Source organism: Streptomyces sp. NPDC017991 (assembly GCF_044328075.1).
Taxonomy (GTDB): Bacteria; Actinomycetota; Actinomycetes; order Streptomycetales; family Streptomycetaceae; genus Streptomyces.
The window spans coordinates 40,766-57,836 of sequence record NZ_JBIRGP010000010.1 but is presented as its reverse complement, the minus strand read 5'-3'; the positions used below and the strand labels follow the sequence as shown (position 1 = coordinate 57,836).

The following is a 17,071-nucleotide window of genomic DNA, read 5'->3' as shown; positions in this document are numbered from 1 at the left end:
CCCGTACCGAGACGGAGTCCGGATACAGCGAACCCCGCGCCCCGAAGAGGGGCGCGGGGAACTGCGCGACCGGCCACGACGCGCCCGCGGACGAACGGCCGGGCGCGCGGCGGAGCCCTCGGACTAGGCCAGCGTGGCCAGCGCCGCGTTCAGCGTCGCGGACGGCCGCATGACAGCCGCGGCCTTGGCCGGATCGGGCTGGTAGTACCCGCCGATCTCGGCGGGGGCACCCTGCACCGCGTTCAGCTCGGCGACGATCGTCTCCTCCTGCGAGGTGAGCGTCTCGGCGAGCGGGGCGATCACCTTGGCGAGCTCCGCGTCGTCGGTCTGCCCGGCCAGCTCCTGCGCCCAGTACAGCGCGAGGAAGAAGTGGCTGCCGCGGTTGTCGATGCCACCGAGGCGACGGCTCGGCGACTTGTCGTTCTCCAGGAAGGTGGCCGTCGCGCGGTCGAGCGTGTCGGCGAGGACCTGGGCGCGCGCGTTGTCCGTGGTCTGCGCGAGGTGCTCGAAGCTGGAGGCCAGCGCGAGGAACTCGCCCAGGCTGTCCCAGCGCAGGTAGTTCTCCTTGACCAGCTGCTGCACGTGCTTGGGCGCGGAGCCGCCGGCGCCCGTCTCGAAGAGGCCGCCGCCGTTCATCAGCGGGACGATCGAGAGCATCTTGGCGCTGGTGCCCAGCTCCAGGATCGGGAACAGGTCGGTCAGGTAGTCGCGCAGGACGTTGCCGGTGACCGAGATCGTGTTCTCGCCGCGGCGGATGCGCTCCACGGAGAGCTTGGTCGCCTCGACGGGCGACAGGACACGGATGTCCAGGCCCTCGGTGTCGTGCTCCGGCAGGTAGGCGTTGACCTTCTCGATGAGCTTCGCGTCGTGCGCGCGGCTCTCGTCCAGCCAGAACACGGTCGGGTCGCCGGTGGCGCGGGCGCGGGTGACGGCCAGCTTGACCCAGTCCCTGATCGGGGCGTCCTTGGTCTGGCAGGCGCGGAAGATGTCGCCGGCGGAGACGGCCTGCTGGAGGACGGCGTTCCCCGACTGGTCGACGAGGCGGACCGTGCCGGTGGTCGCGATCTCGAAGGTCTTGTCGTGGCTGCCGTACTCCTCGGCCTTCTGCGCCATCAGACCGACGTTCGGGACGGTGCCCATCGTCGACGGGTCGAAGGCGCCGTTGGCGCGGCAGTCGTCGAGGACGACCTGGTAGACGCCGGCGTAGCTGGAGTCCGGGAGGACCGCGAGGGTGTCGGCCTCCGCGCCGTCCGGGCCCCACATGTGGCCGGAGGTGCGGATCATCGCCGGCATGGAGGCGTCGACGATGACGTCGGAGGGGACGTGCAGGTTGCTGATGCCCTTGTCGGAGTCGACCATGGCCAGCTCGGGGCCCTCGGCGAGCTCGGCGTCGAAGGACGCCTTGATCTCGGCGCCCTCGGGCAGGGACTCAAGGCCCTTGTAGATGCCGCCGAGACCGTCGTTCGGGGTCAGACCGGCGGTGGCGAGCGTCTTGCCGTACCGGGCGAACGTCTTCGGGAAGAAGGCGCGCACCACGTGGCCGAAGATGATCGGGTCGGAGACCTTCATCATGGTGGCCTTGAGGTGCACGGAGAACAGCACACCGTCGGCCTTGGCCCGGGCGATCTGCGCCGTGAGGAACTCGCGCAGCGCGGCGACGTGCAGGACGGAGGCGTCGACGACCTCGCCCGCGAGGACGGGTACGGACTCACGCAGGACGGTGGTGGAGCCGTCGTCGCCGGTCAGCTCGATGCGCAGGGAGCCGGGCTCGGAGATCACCACGGACTTCTCGGTGGACCGGAAGTCGTCGACGCCCATGGTCGCGACGTTGGTCTTCGAGTCGGCGGTCCAGGCGCCCATGCGGTGCGGGTGGGCCTTGGCGTAGTTCTTGACCGACGCGGGGGCGCGGCGGTCGGAGTTGCCCTCGCGCAGCACCGGGTTCACGGCGCTGCCCTTGACCTTGTCGTAGCGGGCGCGGATGTCGCGCTCCTCGTCGGTCTTCGGGTCGTCCGGGTAGTTCGGCAGCGCGTAGCCCTGCGACTGCAGCTCGGCGACCGCGGCCTTCAGCTGCGGGATCGAGGCCGAGATGTTCGGCAGCTTGATGATGTTGGCCCCGGGCGTCTTGGCCAGCTCACCCAGCTCGGCGAGGGCGTCGGGGATGCGCTGCCCCTCCTGAAGGAACTCGGGGAAGAGGGCGATGATCCGCCCGGCCAGCGAGATGTCACGGGTTTCCACAGTGACACCGGCCTGCGACGCGTACGCCTGGACCACCGGCAAGAACGAATAAGTCGCCAGGGCCGGGGCCTCGTCAGTGTGCGTATAGATGATGGTCGAGTCAGTCACCGGGTGCTCCGCTCCACGTCTGCAAAGTCTGCAACATTGCTCGACATCAAGATATCTCGTGATGGCGCCGGACCGGACAGGAGGCTGTACAACTCCGCCAAGGATGGTTGGGCGGCGGCCTCCGGGCTATTCGGGCTCCGCCTCCGGGCAGTTCGGGCTCCGCCTCTGGGCGGCCGGGGTCGTCACTGTGCGTTCCGGCATCCGTCATGGTGGGCGCACGCACTTCTCCGGGCAGAACTATGTTGTCCCACCACATGTGCGCCTGACCTGCGTCTTCCTACGGTGTGCCGGTACGTACCCGTCCCCGCCGAACACCCGGAAGTGGTGCACATGGCCTCCGCAGCAACCGCTCCCCCACCACCAGCCTCCACACCACCCAGCAGCCTCAAGCGCATCGTCGCCGCGAGCCTGATCGGCACCACCATCGAGTGGTATGACTTCTTTCTCTACGGATCCGCCGCCGCGCTCGTGTTCAACAAGCTGTTCTTCCCGGGCTCCGACCCGCTCGTCGGCACCCTGCTGTCGTTTCTGACGTACGCGGTGGGGTTCGCCGCCAGGCCGCTCGGGGCGCTGGTCTTCGGGCACTACGGCGACCGGCTCGGGCGCAAGAAACTCCTGGTCCTGAGTCTGCTGCTGATGGGCGGGGCGACCTTCGCGATCGGGCTGCTGCCCACGCACGCGACCATCGGTACGGCGGCCCCGGTGCTGCTGACCGTGCTGCGCCTGGTGCAGGGCTTCGCCCTGGGCGGGGAGTGGGGCGGCGCCGTCCTGCTGGTGTCGGAGCACGGGGACGCGCGGCGACGCGGGTTCTGGGCCTCGTGGCCGCAGACCGGGGCGCCCGCCGGACAACTGCTGGCGACGGGTGTGCTGTCGCTGCTGACGGCCCTGCTCTCGGACGCCGCGTTCACGGCCTGGGGCTGGCGCATTCCCTTCCTGCTGTCGGGAGTGCTCGTCATGGTCGGTCTGTGGATTCGTCTCTCTGTCGATGAATCACCCGTCTTCAAGGCCGCGCTGGCCCAGGCCGAGGCGCGCAGGTCGGTCCAGGACGGGGCCGCCGAGAAGCTGCCGCTGGTCTCCGTGCTGCGGTACCACTGGCGGGACGTCCTCATCGCGATGGGCGCACGCATGGCGGAGAACATAAGCTACTACGTGATCACCGCGTTCATCCTCGTGTACGCCACCACGTCCACCGGCCTGTCCAAGCAGACCGCGCTGAACGCGGTGCTCATCGCCTCCGCGGTGCACTTCGCGGCGATCCCGGCGTGGGGCGCCCTGTCCGACCGGGTCGGCCGCCGGCCGGTGTACCTGCTGGGCGCGGCCGGTATCGGACTGTGGATGTTCCCGTTCTTCGCGCTCATCGACACGGGAGGCTTCGGAAACCTGATCCTCGCCGTGACCGTGGGTCTGGTCCTGCACGGAGCCATGTACGCGCCGCAGGCCGCGTTCTTCTCGGAGATGTTCGCGACCCGCATGCGGTACTCCGGGGCCTCGATCGGCGCGCAGTTCTCGTCGGTGGCCGCGGGCGCGCCCGCACCGCTCATCGCGACCGCGCTGCTGGCGGACTACGACAGCTCGACCCCGATCGCCCTGTACGTGATCGGGGCGGCCGTGCTGACCCTGATCGCCGTGGGTGTGGCGAAGGAGACCCGCCACCGCGACCTCGCGGACGTCGACGGGGATGCGGGGGCGGACGCCGGAACCGGGCCGTCCGGTGTTGCGCCGCCGGGCGCGGAGGCCGCGGAGGAGACTCGCCCCGCGGACGCCCGTACCGTCTGAGCACCGGCCGACAACTGGTCGGGCATCCTCTGGGCAGCGGTCGGCACCGGCCGGTATCGCCTGGGCCGTTGTGCGGCGGCCGGCCCCCGCTCGTCTGCCGCGTGCGGGGGTCAGTGCTCTCCGGGAGGCGCCGAGGACGACAACCGGTGCAGTCGCAGGGCGAGCTGGATCTCCAGCGCGCGGGCCGGGCTCTGCCACTCGTGGCCGAGCAGTCGGCCCACCCGCTCCAGGCGCTGCGCGACCGTGTTGACGTGGACGTGCAGCTGGTCCTTGGTACGTGCCGGACTCATCCCGCAGGCGAAGTACGCGTCGAGGGTGCGCAGGAGATCCGTGCCGCGCTTCTCGTCGTACGTGACGACCTGCCCGATGGTGCGCTCGACGAAGCCGGGGATGTCCCTGCTGCCGGCCAGCAGCAGCCCCAGGAACCCGAAGTCCTCGGCGGCGGCGCCGTCTCCCGGGCGGCCGAGGAGCCGCAGCGCGTCGAGGCACCGGTGCCCCTCGGCATAGGCCTCGGCCACGGCCTCCGGTCGCACGGCCAGATCCCGGACGGGCGCGGAGGCCCCGACGGTGACCGCCTCGTGCACGGCCGTGCCCAGGTCTCTCGCGGTGCGGCGGGCCAGCTCCGTCGCCGTGTCGCCGGCGCCGAGGGGCAGCAGCAGGACGGTGCCCCCGTCACGGGCCGCGGCGAGTCCGTGCCGGGTGGCGGCGAGGTGGGACGCCGCGGACCACAGTCTGCGCCGGGCGGCCGCCTCCTGGTCGGCGTCCGCCACCGGGGTGTCCAGGCGGGCGGCCAGCACCACATGGACGGAGTCGAGGTCGGCGTCGAACCGGGCCGCGCGCTCGCGCAGCAGCCGGGGATCGCGGTCGCGGGCGTCGAGCAGGTCGTCCAGCAGTTCGCCACGGACGCGCTGTTCGGCCTCGGCGGCCGAACGCCGGGCGAGCAGCAGGAGCGAGGTGACCATGGCGGCGCGCTCCAGGGTGCGCTGGTCGACGGGGTCGAGTCCCGGCTGGCCGTCCAGCACCAGGGCGCCGAGCAGTTCTCCGCCGGCGGCGACGGCCGCGACCCAGTCGTCCCCGTGGCGGACGGCGTGGCCTTCGGCTCGTGACACCTCTACCGCGTCCCCGAGTGCCGCTCCCGCGTCGGCGAAGCGCACGGTGCCGTCGAGGACCTGGGAGACCGCGGCGGACACGTCGTGGACCCCGCCGCCCCGCAGAACGAGCTCGGCGAGCCGGTCGTGGACGTCCGAGGCCCGCTCGATGACCCCGCTGCGGTCCCCGATGATCTCGTTGGCCCGCTCCAGGTCCGCCAGTGCCTGACGGGTCTCGGTGAGCAGGTTCGCGGCGTCGATGGCAGCCGCCGCCAGGGCCGCGAACGAGCCGAGCAGCGCGATCTCCTGCCGCTCGAAGACCCGCGCACGGCGGTCGGCGGCGAAGAGCACACCGATGACGTGCGGGCCGAGTGTGAGGGGCACGCCGAGGATCGCCACCAGCCCCTCGTCCCGTACCCCCGCGTCGATCGTCAGGGTGTGCCGGAAGCGGTCGTCGCGGAAGTAGTCGTCCGTGACGTAGGGCCAGGCCGTCTGGGCGACGAGTCCGCCCAGCCCCTCCCCCATGCCCAGGCGCAGCTGCTGGAAGCGCGCCGCGACCGAGCCCTCGGTGACCCGCATGTACGTGTCGCCCTTCGCCGGGTCGTTCAGACTGAGGTATGCGACGTCCGTGCTCAGCAGCGAGCGGGCGCGCTGCACGATCGCCTGGAGCACGGCGTCGAGGTCGCGCAGTCCCGCCAGGTCGTGGGCCGTCTCGAAGAGCGCGGACAGCTCGGCTTCGCGTCTGCGGCGCCCCTCCATCTCCGAGCGCACGCGCAGGGCGAGCACCTTGGCGTCCTCCAGAGCGGCGATGCGGCCGGGCGCCAGGCCGTCCGCACGGGCGAGCAGCACCGGCTGCTCGTACGCGTCGGCGGACGCGCCTCTGGCCAGCAGTTTCAGGAAGGGCGTCTCCGCGCTCGCCTCGGGGCGCCCGGCCGACTTCGATTGATCACGGAACATGTCCACCAGAATGACCCGTCGCGCCGACAGCCTGCCCTGCCCTGTGGATAACTTCCTCTCAGTGCGCGGTCCAGCCGCCGTCGAGCACCAGCGAGGTGCCGGTGACGAAGGACGCGGCAGGGCCGCACAGGTACGCCACGGCCTCGGCGACCTCCTCGGGTTCGATGAGGCGTTTGACGGCACTGTCCTGCAGCAGGATCTCCGTCAGCACCCGCTCCCTCGGTATGCCGTGGGCTGCCGCTTGGTCGGTGAGCTGCTTCTCGACCAGGGGTGTGCGCACATAGGCGGGGTTCACACAGTTCGAGGTGACTCCATGGGGGGCGCCTTCGAGCGCCGCCGTCTTGGAGAGACCCTCCAGACCGTGTTTTGCCGCCACATAGGCCGACTTGAAGGCAGAGGCGCGGAGCCCATGGACGGAGGACACATTGACGATGCGGCCCCACCCCTGCCCGTACATGTGCGGCAGCGCCCCGCGGATGAGCCGGAACGGTGCCTCCAGCATCACGGTCAGCACGGTGTGGAAGGTGTCGGGCGGGAACTCCTCGATGGGCCGCACCAGTTGCAGTCCGGCGTTGTTGACGAGGATGTCGGTGCCCGCCGCGGCGGATTCCGCCGCGTCCAGATCCGTGAGGTCGAGGACGTGCGGCTCGACGGTTCCCGTGAGACCCCGGGCCTGTTCGGCGAGCGTCTCCAGCCCCTCGGCCCGCCGGTCGACCGCCCGCACCTTCGCGCCGGCCGCGGCGAGCCGCAGCGCGCACGCGCGGCCGATTCCACCTGCGGCGCCGGTGACAAGGGCGGTACGGCCGCCGAGGTCGGCGGAGGGGACGTGGGGGCCTGCGAGGACGCTGCGCGCGGTCATGCTTCGACCCTAGGGAGCCCTTCCGGCTCGACCCATGTGGTTACAACCCACACTTCGCCCTCAGGTCGTGGGGTCGAACCACGTGGGCTCGTCGGACAGCGCCTGCTTGATCCGGACCAGCCCGTGCTCGTTCAGGTCCGGCAGCGCGTCCACGGCGAACCAGGCGACCTCCAGGGACTCGTCGTCGTTGACGCGGGCCTCGCCGCCGACGGCCCGGCACCGGATGGTGATGTCCATGAACTGGCAGATGTCACCGTTGGGGTACGTGATCGGCTTCAGTGCCTGGACGAGAACGATCCGCTCGGCGACGCACCGTACGCCCGTCTCCTCGTAGACCTCGCGGACGGCACAGGCCGCGGGCTGCTCCCCCGGCTCCGACATTCCGGCGATGACGGCCCATTTGCCGGTGTCGACCCGGCGCCCGAGCAGGACTCTGCCCTCGTCGTCGAAGACGACGGCGGTGACTCCGGGAAGCCAGAGCAGCTGCCGGCCCGCGCTGGCCCGGATCGTACGGATGAAGTCAGGAGTTGCCATGGATCGACCCTAACGGGCCGGTCCCGTCACCCTGCGGCGTTCCGACCACCGCGTTCCGAACGTCCGCGCGCGGCCGACGTCACCGCCCAGCCGAGTCCGCCCGCCGCGATCAGGACCAGCACCATCTCGGGCGCGATCCCGAAGCGTGTGGCGGGGGTCTCGGAGGAACGCAGCGGCACCTTCTGGACGAGGGAGTCGGCCACGAACATGCCGGTGCGCTGGGTGATCTTCCCGTCCGGCATGATCACGGCGCTGACGCCGCTGGTCACCGGGACGGTGACGGTCCGGCTGTGCTCGACGGCGCGGACGCGGGACATGGCGAGCTGCTGGTACGTCATCTCGCTGCGGTCGAACGTGGCGTTGTTGCTCGGTACGGAGATGATCTGGGCGCCGTGGGTGACGGTGTCGCGCACGGCCCAGTCGAAGGCGGCCTCGTAGCAGGTCGCGAGGCCGACCTGGGTGCCCGCCATGGTGAACACGCCCGGCCTGTCGCCCCGGCTGAAGTCCTGGCGGACCATGGACGTCCAGTTCTCGTTGATGGCGCCGAGGAGCGAACGCATCGGGAGGTACTCGCCGAACGGCTGGACCTGACGCTTGTCATAGGTGGCGCCGGGGCCCTTCACCGGGTCCCACAGGATCTGCTCGTTGTAGAGCTTGCCGTTCTTCTCCACGACGCCGCCGACCGAGATGGGCGCGCCGATCGCCCTGGCCGCCTTGTCGATCACGGCGTAGGCGTCGGGGTTGCGGAACGGGTCGATGTCGGAGGAGTTCTCCGGCCACAGCACGAAGTCGGGCTGGGCGACCTTGCCCGCCTTGACCCGCGCGGCAAGGCGCTCGGTCTCCCGTGCGTGGTGGTCGAGGACGGCGCGGCGCTGGGAGTTGAAGTCGAGTCCCGCGCGCGGGACGTTGCCCTGGATGACGGCGACGGTCGCGGTGCCGTCCTCGGCGCTGTCACTGACGAGGGAGCGTGCGGCAAGGGCGCCCGCCACGGGAAGGACGAGAGCGAGCAGGGTCACCGCGGCGGCGCCCCGGCGTACGACACGGGTGCGCCGCGCTTCGAGGCCGAGGCGGACGGTCTCGTACAGGCCGAAGCCGCACAGGACGACCGCGAAACCGAGCACGGGGGTGCCGCCCACCGCCGCGAGCGGCAGGAAGACCCCGTCGGCCTGGCCGAAGGCGATCTTGCCCCAGGGGAAGCCGCCGAACGGCACACGCGCGCGTGCCGCCTCACCGGCGATCCACAGGGCGGCGGCCCACAGCGGCCGGCCGGGCAGTTTCGAGACGGCCGCGATGCCGGCGCCGACCAGCGCGACGTACACCGCCTCGATGACGACGAGCGCCAGCCAGGGTCCGGGACCGACCTCGACGCCGGTCCAGACGAGCAGCGGCAGCAGGAAGCCGAGGCCGAAGAGGTAGCCGAGGCCGAGGGCCGCCTTCCAGGTGCGGCCGTGCAGGCACCAGGCGAGGATCGCGAAGGCCGGCAGGGCCAGCCACCACAGGGTGCGTGGCGGGAAACTGACGTACAGCAGCACCCCGGAGAGTGCCGCGGCGGCGGCCGGAAGCAGCCGTCGCGCCAGGCGAACCATGCGCGAGACGGGCCGGTCCTGCGGTTCGAGCTGTTCCGGCTCGTCTACGGGGGTCGCTGTGGCGGTCACCCGGGGAGTCTACGGCGCGTGACCGCGGCGCCGACAGCGCGGCCCCCGGCGCCCGACCGGGCGTCGCCCAGGTGCTGACCGGGTGCTGACCAGGTACCGGCCGGGCGTTTGTCCTCACCTGCCGCATCGTTTCTGCGCAACTCGTCCACAAACCGGCGCATCACCCGTTACGGTGTGCCGGAGCCTTCGACGTACGGGCCGTTTCCGGCCGGGCGGACGGGGCCCGTCACAGGTCGGGGGGCGTCGGGGTGGGGTCCACGGGGATGACTTCGGCGACCGGTCCGGCGTCGGCACACGGCAGACGCAGCGCGTCGGACGCGACGGGTGTCGTCGTGCTCGGCGCGTGCGCCGCCTGGTCCCTGATCACCGCCGCGGCGCGCGGAGGACGGCCCGAGGGGGTCCTGCTCGCGGTGCTCGCCGTGGCCGCCGGCTACGCGGTGGGGCGGATCTGCGGCGAACTGCTGCCGGTCGCCGTGCCCGGTGCGGGCGCGTTCGCCGGACTCGGTCTCGCCGTGGCCGCCCCGCACATCAATCCGGGCAGTCAGGTGACCTCACCGCTCGGCCAGACCGGCGCGACCGCCGCGCTGCTCACCCTCTCCGCGGGAGCCGCGTGCTGTGCGGCCTGGGCGGCCCGCCCGCCGGGACTGCGGCTCGCCCTGCGGCTGCTGGCCGCCGGTATCGCCGTCACCGCGGCCGTCCTGGGATCGACGTCGGGCTTCGTGGCCTGTCTGGGAGTGCTGCTCTGCTCGCTCGCCGCCGACCGTATGCGCCGCCGGGCGGTGGGGCTCGGCGGTCTCGCGCTCGCCGTGGCCCTGGTGACCGGCGCGACCTGGGCGACGGCCGAGAACGCGCTGCCGGACGGCCTGACCTCGTCCCTGGAGGGGCAGCTCACCCCGCACCGGGTGCTGCTGTGGCACGACGCGCTCGACATGGCGGCCCGGGAACCGGGGCTGGGCATCGGCCCCGGACGCTTCGCGGAGCTGAGCCCGACCGTCACGCGGACGCTGCCGCCCGACGGCAAACCCCATTCGGCACCGTTCCAGCAGGCCGCCGAGCAGGGGGTCCTGGGCATGGTCCTGCTCGCCGCGGTGTTCGGCTGGGTGCTGTACGCCCTGTGGAGGTCACCACGCCCCACCCCGGTCGTGCTCACCGCGGGCGCCGCCCTGACGGCGCTGGCCGCGATCGCCGCGGTCGGCAACGCTCTGAGCTTCACGACGGTCACGGCGGGCGCGGGCCTGCTCGCGGGCCTGGCCACAGCGCGTCCCACACCGACCGCGCCGACCTCCTCCACGGGGTAGCCGGCGGACCCGGGCGGAACAGTGTCTACGGCGTCAGAGGGTCCGGCCCGTGGCGGCGAGCCTCAGCCGGTCGCGGATCACCCGCACGGCCGCCTCGGCGTTGTCCACCGTGATGGTGAACGTATGCCCGTCGCCCAGCAGGAGCACCAGTCCCTCGCCGCGTCGGACGACCACGGCGGTTCCCTGGTCGGGCCGCCAGCGGTACCCCCAGCCGCCCCACTGCCGCGGAGTGACCCGGGGCGCGAAGTCGGCTCCCGTGATGTGCGACAGGGGGATGCGGCGGCGCGGGACGCCCATGTGGCCGCAGCGTACTTCCAGGCACTCCTTGTCGACCTTCACGGCCACATGCACGAACGCCAGCGTCCCGAAGAGGACGAGAAGCCCCGCCGCGATGCAGCCGACCACGGACATGGCGAGGGCGGCGATGCCCGACGTCCATGTCGAATCGACGGCCAGCTGGATGCCCAGTGCCAGGCAGGCGGCGCCGATGCTCGCGAGCAGCCACTGCATACGGTTGGACGCGCGGCCGTGCCAGACCTCGGTATGCGGGGCGTCGGCAGCGCCCTGTTCGCCGTGGGGGTGGTCCGTCATGCCAATGAGCGTACTCACGTTCCGCAGAGAGGGCACCTGATCGCGGACCGTGACCGTCGCGCGTGGAGGCGAAGCCTCCGCCGGACGAGCGCCGCCGCGCGCTCGGGCCGGCGGGCGGGTTCAGCGGGCGGGGCTGACCGCCTGGAGCAGTCGGCCCTCGTCGTACGTCAGCGCGGTGGCGGGCAGTACGCCCTCCCGGCCGCCGAGCAGCACCGTGAGCGTGCCCTGCTCGGGCGCCTGCGGGGCCGCGGCCTCGCCGGTGCGGCGCAGTGCCTGCGCGGCCACGGCGCCGGCCGAGCCGTGCAGGACGAGCGGTGCCGTGCCGGGCCGCTGCACGGCCGCGCGGATGCGCTCGGCGACCAGTTCGTAATGGGTGCAGCCCAGGACGACGGTCGTCACATCGTCGGGGGTGCGCGCGGCGGCGGCGGCGATCGCGGTGTCGATGCCCGCCTGGTCGGCGTGCTCGACGGCGTCCGCGAGGCCGGGGCAGGGCACTTCTGTGACGCTCGCTCCGTCGGCGAACTCGCGGATGAGCCCCCGCTGGTAGGGGCTGCCGGTGGTGGCCGGCGTGGCCCAGATCGCGAAGGGTCCGCCACCCGCCGCGGCCGGTTTGATCGCGGGGACCGTGCCGATGACGGGGATCCCCGGCTCCAGGCGGGCCCGCAGGGCGGGCAGGGCGTGCACGGACGCGGTGTTGCAGGCGACGATCAGGGCGTCGGGCCGGTGCGCGGCGGCGGCCTCCGCGACGGCGAGGGCGCGCGCGGTCACGTCCTCGGGCGTACGCGGCCCCCAGGGCATGCTGCCGGGGTCCGAGGAGAGAACGAGCTCCGCGTCGGGGCGCAGCCGACGTACCGCGGCGGCCGCCGCGAGCAGTCCGATTCCGGAGTCCATGAGCGCGATCTTCACCCGGTCACCATAGTCGATTCGGCTCTGCGGGCCGCGGCGGTGGGGCAGACTGCGGCGGGTGAGCGCCCTTGTGTGGACCGCTGTCGGATCGCTGGCCGCCTGGCTGTGGCTGCTGCTCGGCCAGGGCTTCTTCTGGCGTACGGACCTGCGGCTGCCGCCGCGCGGGGAGCCGGACAGCTGGCCGTCCGTGGGTGTGGTGGTGCCGGCGCGCGACGAGGCCGCCGTCCTGCCCGAGAGCCTGCCGTCGCTCCTCGCGCAGGAGTATCCGGGGCGGGCCGAGATCTTCCTGGTCGACGACGGCAGTTCGGACGGCACCGGGGAGTTGGCACGTGAGCTGGGGCGGCGGTACGGCGGACTGCCGCTGACCGTCGGCTCGCCCGGGGAGCCGCCCGCGGGCTGGACCGGCAAGCTCTGGGCCGTACGGCACGGCATCGGCCTGGCACGCGCGCGTGCACCCGAGTATCTGCTGCTCACGGACGCGGACATCGCCCATGCGCCGGACAGCCTGCGGGAGTTGGTGGCCTCGGCCGTGACCGGGGACTTCGATCTCGTCTCCCAGATGGCGCGGCTGCGCGTGCATAGCGTCTGGGAGCGGCTCGTGGTGCCCGCGTTCGTGTACTTCTTCGCGCAGCTGTATCCGTTCCGGTGGATCGCGGAGGAGGGCTCACGGACCGCTGCCGCGGCGGGGGGCTGTGTCCTGCTGCGCGTCACGGCCGCCGAGCGGGCCCGGATCCCGGACGCCATCGGGCAGGCCGTCATCGACGACGTGGCGCTGGCGAGGGCCGTGAAGGGGTCCGGAGGGCGTATCTGGCTGGGCCTCGCCGAGCGCGTGGACAGTGTGCGTCCCTATCCGCGGCTGCACGATCTGTGGCGGATGGTCTCGCGCAGCGCGTACGCCCAGTTGCGGCACAACCCGCTGGTGCTGGCCGGCACCGTGGCGGGTCTCGTCGTGGTGTATCTGGTGCCGCCGGTGGCGCTCGTCGTGGGTGTCGTGACGGGCGTCCACCTGGCGGCGGCGGCCGGCGGACTGGCGTGGCTGGTGATGACGGCGACGTATCTGCCGATGCTGCGGTACTACCGGCAACCTCTCGCGCTCGCCCCGCTGCTTCCCTTCACGGCCCTGATGTACCTCTTCATGACCGTGGATTCCGCGGTGCAGCACTACAGGGGGCGCGGCGCGGCCTGGAAGGGCCGCACCTACGCCCGGCCCGAGGCGGCGCCCGAGCGGCAGTGAGCGCTTCCGCGGGACAGAGGCGCGTCCGGTGGGCTCACTTCCTGCCCGGGGTCCAGTTCATGCCCCAGCCGTAGGTGTAGTCCACGGTGCGCTGCGGGCTCACGCCCCGGTCGGGGACGAGGAAGCGTGCCTCGCGCTGGACCACGAGGTCGGTGCCGGTGTTCGTGATGAGGGCGAGCGCGCACACCGTGGAGGGCACGGTGCACTCGCCGAGGGAGAAGTCGACGGGTGCGCCGTGCAGCGGCTGGAGGGTCACCGAGGCGTCCAGGTCGGCGAAGGAGCGTGCCCCTTCGTAGATGGTCACGAAGATGAGGATGCGGCGGAAGTCCCGGATGTGGTCGAGGTTGACGCTGATGTTCTCGCCGCTCGACGACGCGCCGGTCCGGTCGTCGCCGTCGAGGTGGATGAACGGGGGCTGGTGCAGCGCTCCGAACGCGTTGCCCAGGGCCTGGACGACGCCCTTGCTTCCGTCGGAGAGTTCGTAGAGGGCGCACAGGTCGAGGTCGAGGTCCGCGTGCATGGCGATCGCCCGGCCCAGCTTGGCCTGCCATCCCGAGAACTGCTTGCGCACCGTCCAGTTGAGGTTCACTCGCATCACACCCGAGGTGCCGCCCTGCTTGGTCAGCGAGACGGACGGGGCGTCCTTGGTGAGGGTGACCTTGGTCAGGCGTACGGGGGCCGCTGGCTGGGCCGGGGGTGCCGGAGGGGCGGGCGGCGGTGCCATCGGCCGGGGGGCCGAGACGGGCGGGGCGGCCGTGACCGGCAGGGTCACGGGGGCGGGCGGCGCCGGCCGCTGCGGCTCGTCGACGGTGATCCCGAAGTCCGTGGCCAGTCCCATGAGTCCGCTGTCGTAGCCCTGTCCGACGGCACGGAACTTCCAGGCGCCCTGTCTGCGGTAGAACTCGCCGAGCACGAACGCGGTCTCGGCACCCGCGCCCTCGCTGTCGAAGCGCGCGACCTCCGTGCCCTGCTGTGCGTCGAGGATACGGATGTAGAGCCCGGGGACCTGTCCGAACGTGCCGCCGTCGGAGGAGGCGGCGAGGACCACCGTCTCGATCCCGGGCTCCACGCGCGCGAGGTCGACGAACAGTGTGTCGTTCACCTGGCCGCCGGCGTTGCGTTTGCCCTCGTGGCGCACCGCGCCGGAGGAGTGCGCCGGCTGGTTGTAGAACACGAAGTCCTGGTCGGAGCGGACCTTCCCGGACGCCAGCAGCAGCGCCGAGGCGTCCGCGTCGGGCACTCCGGGACCCGTCCGCCAGCCCAGTTCGACGCGGAACCCCGTCGTCGGCACCGCGACGTTCGATCCTTTAGGCATTGACATGTCCGCCCCCATCGGGTGTCTCCGCGACGACCGCGACTCGGTACGTTCGCCCGTTCCGCGCCAACCTAATCCCCCGAGCGGCGAACGCCCATGACCGGGCCCGGAAGATCGGCGACCGACTCGTGGGTAACCCCTCCGGAACTCGGCCTTTACACGATCCTGGCAGTCTCCGCTGCCCTTTTTCGCCAAATTCGCTCGCATTGAGGGTCCCGCGTCATTGCCGACACGGAAAACAACCCTCTTATCGGTCTCCCCAACCAGCACATCGTGGGCTTAACTTATGTCCCATGACCTCCCCCCGCTCCACCTATGGCGGCGGTTACTACTCCGCCTCCTTCCCGGACACCCCGATCTACGACTCCCTCGTGGCCGAGCGGGGAACCCCGCAGATCGCCCCGATCCGGGTCCCCGCGGCATACGACACGGGCGGCAACCTGCCCGCGCTTCCGTCGGCGCTGCCCGCTCTGCCCGCCGCACCGTCTCAGCAGGCTCCCCAGTACGGCTACCCCCAGGCCCAGCAACCGGCTCCGCTGCAGCAGGCCGCGGCCCCGTACATCCCCCAGCAGAACGGCGCGCCGCGCGGCTACCCGGGCCCCCAGGCGCCGCAGCCGCAGCGCCCCATGAACGGCGGCGGCACGGGCTACGAGGCAATGCGTCCGGCGGCACCGCGTCCCGCCCCCGCGGCCCCGCGCCCCGCTCCGGCGCCGTACCAGGACCCGTACAACAACCAGCAGTACCGCGGCTACTGAGGGGGATGCGGCCGAGGTCGTCCGAGCCCTCCGGCAGGATGACCTCATGTCGAAGCCGGTACTGCACTCGATCCACGTCTACCCGCTGAAGGCGGCCGCGGGGTACGCCCCGCACGAGGTCGTCGTGGAGCCATGGGGTCCGGCGGGCGACCGGCGTTGGGTGCTGACCGACGAGAAGAACAGGATCATCACCCAACGCGCGCGACCGCGGATGGCGTTGGTCTCCGTCGGAGCACTGGCAGGCGGCGCGATCCTGGTGTCCGCGCCCGGCCGTGAGCCACTGACCGTCCCCGTGCCCGAACCGGGCGGCACCACGACGGTGGAGATCTGGAACGACAAGGTGGAGGGGGTCCCCGCCGGGGTCACGGCGGACGCCTGGTTCAGTGACTTCCTCGGCATCGAGGTGCGACTCGTGCACCTCGACGACCCGGCCACCCGCAGACCCGTCGACCCGCGGTTCGCGCGGCCGGGCGAGACCGTCAGCTTCGCGGACGGCTACCCCCTGCTCGTCACCACGCTCGCCTCGCTCGACGCCCTGAACACGCTGATCGCGCGGGGCGACCGGCCCGAGGAGGGCCCGCTCCCCATGAACCGCTTCCGGCCGAACATCGTGGTCGAGGGCACCGACGCCTGGGCCGAGGACGACTGGTCCCGGATCGCCGTCGGCGAGGTCGTCCTGCGCGTCGCCAAGATGTGCGGGCGCTGTGTCGTGACCACCACCGACCAAACGACGGCCGAGCGCGGCAGGGAGCCGCTGCGCACCCTCGCCCGGCACCGCCGTTTCGGCGACAAGCTGGTCTTCGGGCAGAATCTCGTGCCGGAGTCCCCCGGCTCGGTCCGGGTGGGCGACCCGGTGCGGATCCTCGAATAGGACTTCGCCCGGGGAACACCCACGCCGGGCACAGCCGTTGAGTCCGTGGGAGGAGTTCATGAGGGGCCGGCAGGAGGGGTGATTTCCCTCTCTCTTGCCCGGCCGCGCGCGTGAACGGCTCCGAGGGGGGTTATCACGGACGCGGAGGGGGTGCGGAGCGGTGCGGGCGATTCGGGGACTCTGGCGCTGGCGGCGCAATCCGCTGCGGCGTACGACGGATCTCTTCGAGGCGTGGCTGGCGCTGGGGGCACTTCTGCTGATCCTCGTCGCCGCGCCCCTGGTCGGTGTGCTGGTCGGCGGGATCGCCGGGGACGCCCTCCAGCGGTCCGTGCGGGAGCAGCGGGAGAATAACTACCCGGTGGTCGCGACCGTGATCGGAAGATCGGACCGCACTCCGCTGGACCCCGACCCCGAGACGGCCTCCGGACGGGACTCCCACAGCCGGGTGGTGGCCCGCTGGACGGCTCCGGACGGCACCGCGCGCCGGGGCACGGCCATGGCGGACCTCAAGACCCCCGAGCGCGGCGACCACTTCACGGTGTGGACGGACGGGCAGGGCCGCATAGTCGGCCGGCCGCTGGACACCGCGACCGCCGCGACGCACGCCGTCCTCGCCGGATTCGGTACGGCCGCCGCCTGCGCGGGCCTCGTCGAGGGCACCCGGCGTCTGCTGGTCTGGCGCATGGTGCGGCGCCGGTACGACCGCTGGGACCAGGCGTGGTCCCGGGCGGGGCCGGACTGGGGCAGGACGGGCACGGGCAGCTGACGGCCTCCGCGCTCCGGTCAACCGCGCGGCCCCGCGCACGCTACGGTGGACCGGCCGAGGTGTTCGGCACCGTCATGAGAGGCTGTTTCCCGTTCCCCGCGAGCCGAGTTGACGGCCAGGCGC

At 72.1% G+C, this 17,071-nt stretch carries 14 protein-coding genes; 6 read left to right on the top strand and 8 right to left on the bottom strand.

Annotated features, from left to right (window positions below):
* Positions 1-123: 123 nt before the first annotated feature.
* Positions 124-2,343 (bottom strand): NADP-dependent isocitrate dehydrogenase, encoded by a 2,220-nt coding sequence (locus ACH4DZ_RS27770; RefSeq protein ID WP_398290079.1) that lies wholly within the window; start codon positions 2,341-2,343, stop codon positions 124-126.
* A 330-nt stretch (positions 2,344-2,673) separates the two neighbouring features.
* Between ACH4DZ_RS27770 and ACH4DZ_RS27765 the strand changes: the two genes are divergently transcribed.
* Entirely contained in the window at positions 2,674-4,119 is a 1,446-nt protein-coding gene (locus tag ACH4DZ_RS27765) for an MFS transporter (protein WP_398290078.1), read from the top strand.
* A gap of 110 nt (positions 4,120-4,229) precedes the next feature.
* Here the strand turns inward: ACH4DZ_RS27765 and ACH4DZ_RS27760 are convergent, their stop codons facing one another.
* From ACH4DZ_RS27760 to lnt, 4 genes are read right to left on the bottom strand one after another with little or no spacing between them, the layout of a single operon-like run.
* On the bottom strand, positions 4,230-6,164 hold the full coding sequence (locus ACH4DZ_RS27760; RefSeq protein ID WP_398290077.1) for a helix-turn-helix domain-containing protein: 1,935 nt from the start codon (positions 6,162-6,164) through the stop codon (positions 4,230-4,232).
* 58 nt (positions 6,165-6,222) lie between these two features.
* Entirely contained in the window at positions 6,223-7,023 is an 801-nt protein-coding gene (locus ACH4DZ_RS27755) for a 3-hydroxybutyrate dehydrogenase (protein WP_398290076.1), read from the bottom strand.
* A gap of 60 nt (positions 7,024-7,083) precedes the next feature.
* Positions 7,084-7,557, bottom strand: a complete 474-nt coding sequence (locus ACH4DZ_RS27750) for an NUDIX hydrolase (protein WP_398290075.1) — start codon at positions 7,555-7,557, stop codon at positions 7,084-7,086.
* 26 nt (positions 7,558-7,583) lie between these two features.
* On the bottom strand, positions 7,584-9,212 hold the full coding sequence (lnt, locus tag ACH4DZ_RS27745) for an apolipoprotein N-acyltransferase (RefSeq protein ID WP_398290074.1): 1,629 nt from the start codon (positions 9,210-9,212) through the stop codon (positions 7,584-7,586).
* A gap of 263 nt (positions 9,213-9,475) precedes the next feature.
* On the opposite strand from lnt, the gene ACH4DZ_RS27740 reads away from it, so the two are divergent.
* Positions 9,476-10,510: an O-antigen ligase family protein gene (locus ACH4DZ_RS27740; RefSeq protein ID WP_398290072.1), complete on the top strand. Its 1,035-nt coding sequence runs from the start codon at positions 9,476-9,478 to the stop codon at positions 10,508-10,510.
* A gap of 33 nt (positions 10,511-10,543) precedes the next feature.
* On the opposite strand, the gene ACH4DZ_RS27735 is transcribed toward ACH4DZ_RS27740, so the two are convergent.
* Both ACH4DZ_RS27735 and ACH4DZ_RS27730 read right to left on the bottom strand, forming a co-directional pair.
* Positions 10,544-11,101, bottom strand: a complete 558-nt coding sequence (locus tag ACH4DZ_RS27735) for a hypothetical protein (protein ID WP_398290071.1) — start codon at positions 11,099-11,101, stop codon at positions 10,544-10,546.
* Positions 11,102-11,221: 120 nt separating this feature from the next.
* A complete protein-coding gene (locus tag ACH4DZ_RS27730) occupies positions 11,222-12,007 on the bottom strand; it encodes a glutamate racemase (RefSeq protein WP_398290070.1) in 786 nt (261 codons plus the stop codon).
* A 58-nt stretch (positions 12,008-12,065) separates the two neighbouring features.
* Here ACH4DZ_RS27730 and ACH4DZ_RS27725 point away from each other — a divergent pair, with 58 nt between their 5' ends.
* Complete coding sequence (locus ACH4DZ_RS27725) at positions 12,066-13,241, top strand: glycosyltransferase (RefSeq protein WP_398290069.1); 1,176 nt, start codon at positions 12,066-12,068, stop codon at positions 13,239-13,241.
* 34 nt (positions 13,242-13,275) lie between these two features.
* On the opposite strand, the gene ACH4DZ_RS27720 is transcribed toward ACH4DZ_RS27725, so the two are convergent.
* The gene (locus ACH4DZ_RS27720; protein ID WP_398290067.1) at positions 13,276-14,574 is read right to left on the bottom strand and encodes a TerD family protein; all 1,299 of its coding nucleotides are present in this window, start codon (positions 14,572-14,574) and stop codon (positions 13,276-13,278) included.
* A 275-nt stretch (positions 14,575-14,849) separates the two neighbouring features.
* Here ACH4DZ_RS27720 and ACH4DZ_RS27715 point away from each other — a divergent pair, with 275 nt between their 5' ends.
* The 3 genes from ACH4DZ_RS27715 (at position 14,850) to ACH4DZ_RS27705 (ending at position 16,948) form a co-directional block, all read left to right on the top strand.
* A complete protein-coding gene (locus tag ACH4DZ_RS27715) occupies positions 14,850-15,311 on the top strand; it encodes a DUF6643 family protein (RefSeq protein ID WP_398290066.1) in 462 nt (153 codons plus the stop codon).
* Between the two features lie 46 nt (positions 15,312-15,357).
* Complete coding sequence (locus ACH4DZ_RS27710; protein WP_398290065.1) at positions 15,358-16,182, top strand: MOSC domain-containing protein; 825 nt, start codon at positions 15,358-15,360, stop codon at positions 16,180-16,182.
* 160 nt (positions 16,183-16,342) lie between these two features.
* Entirely contained in the window at positions 16,343-16,948 is a 606-nt protein-coding gene (locus ACH4DZ_RS27705) for a hypothetical protein (protein ID WP_398290063.1), read from the top strand.
* Positions 16,949-17,071 lie beyond the last annotated feature (123 nt).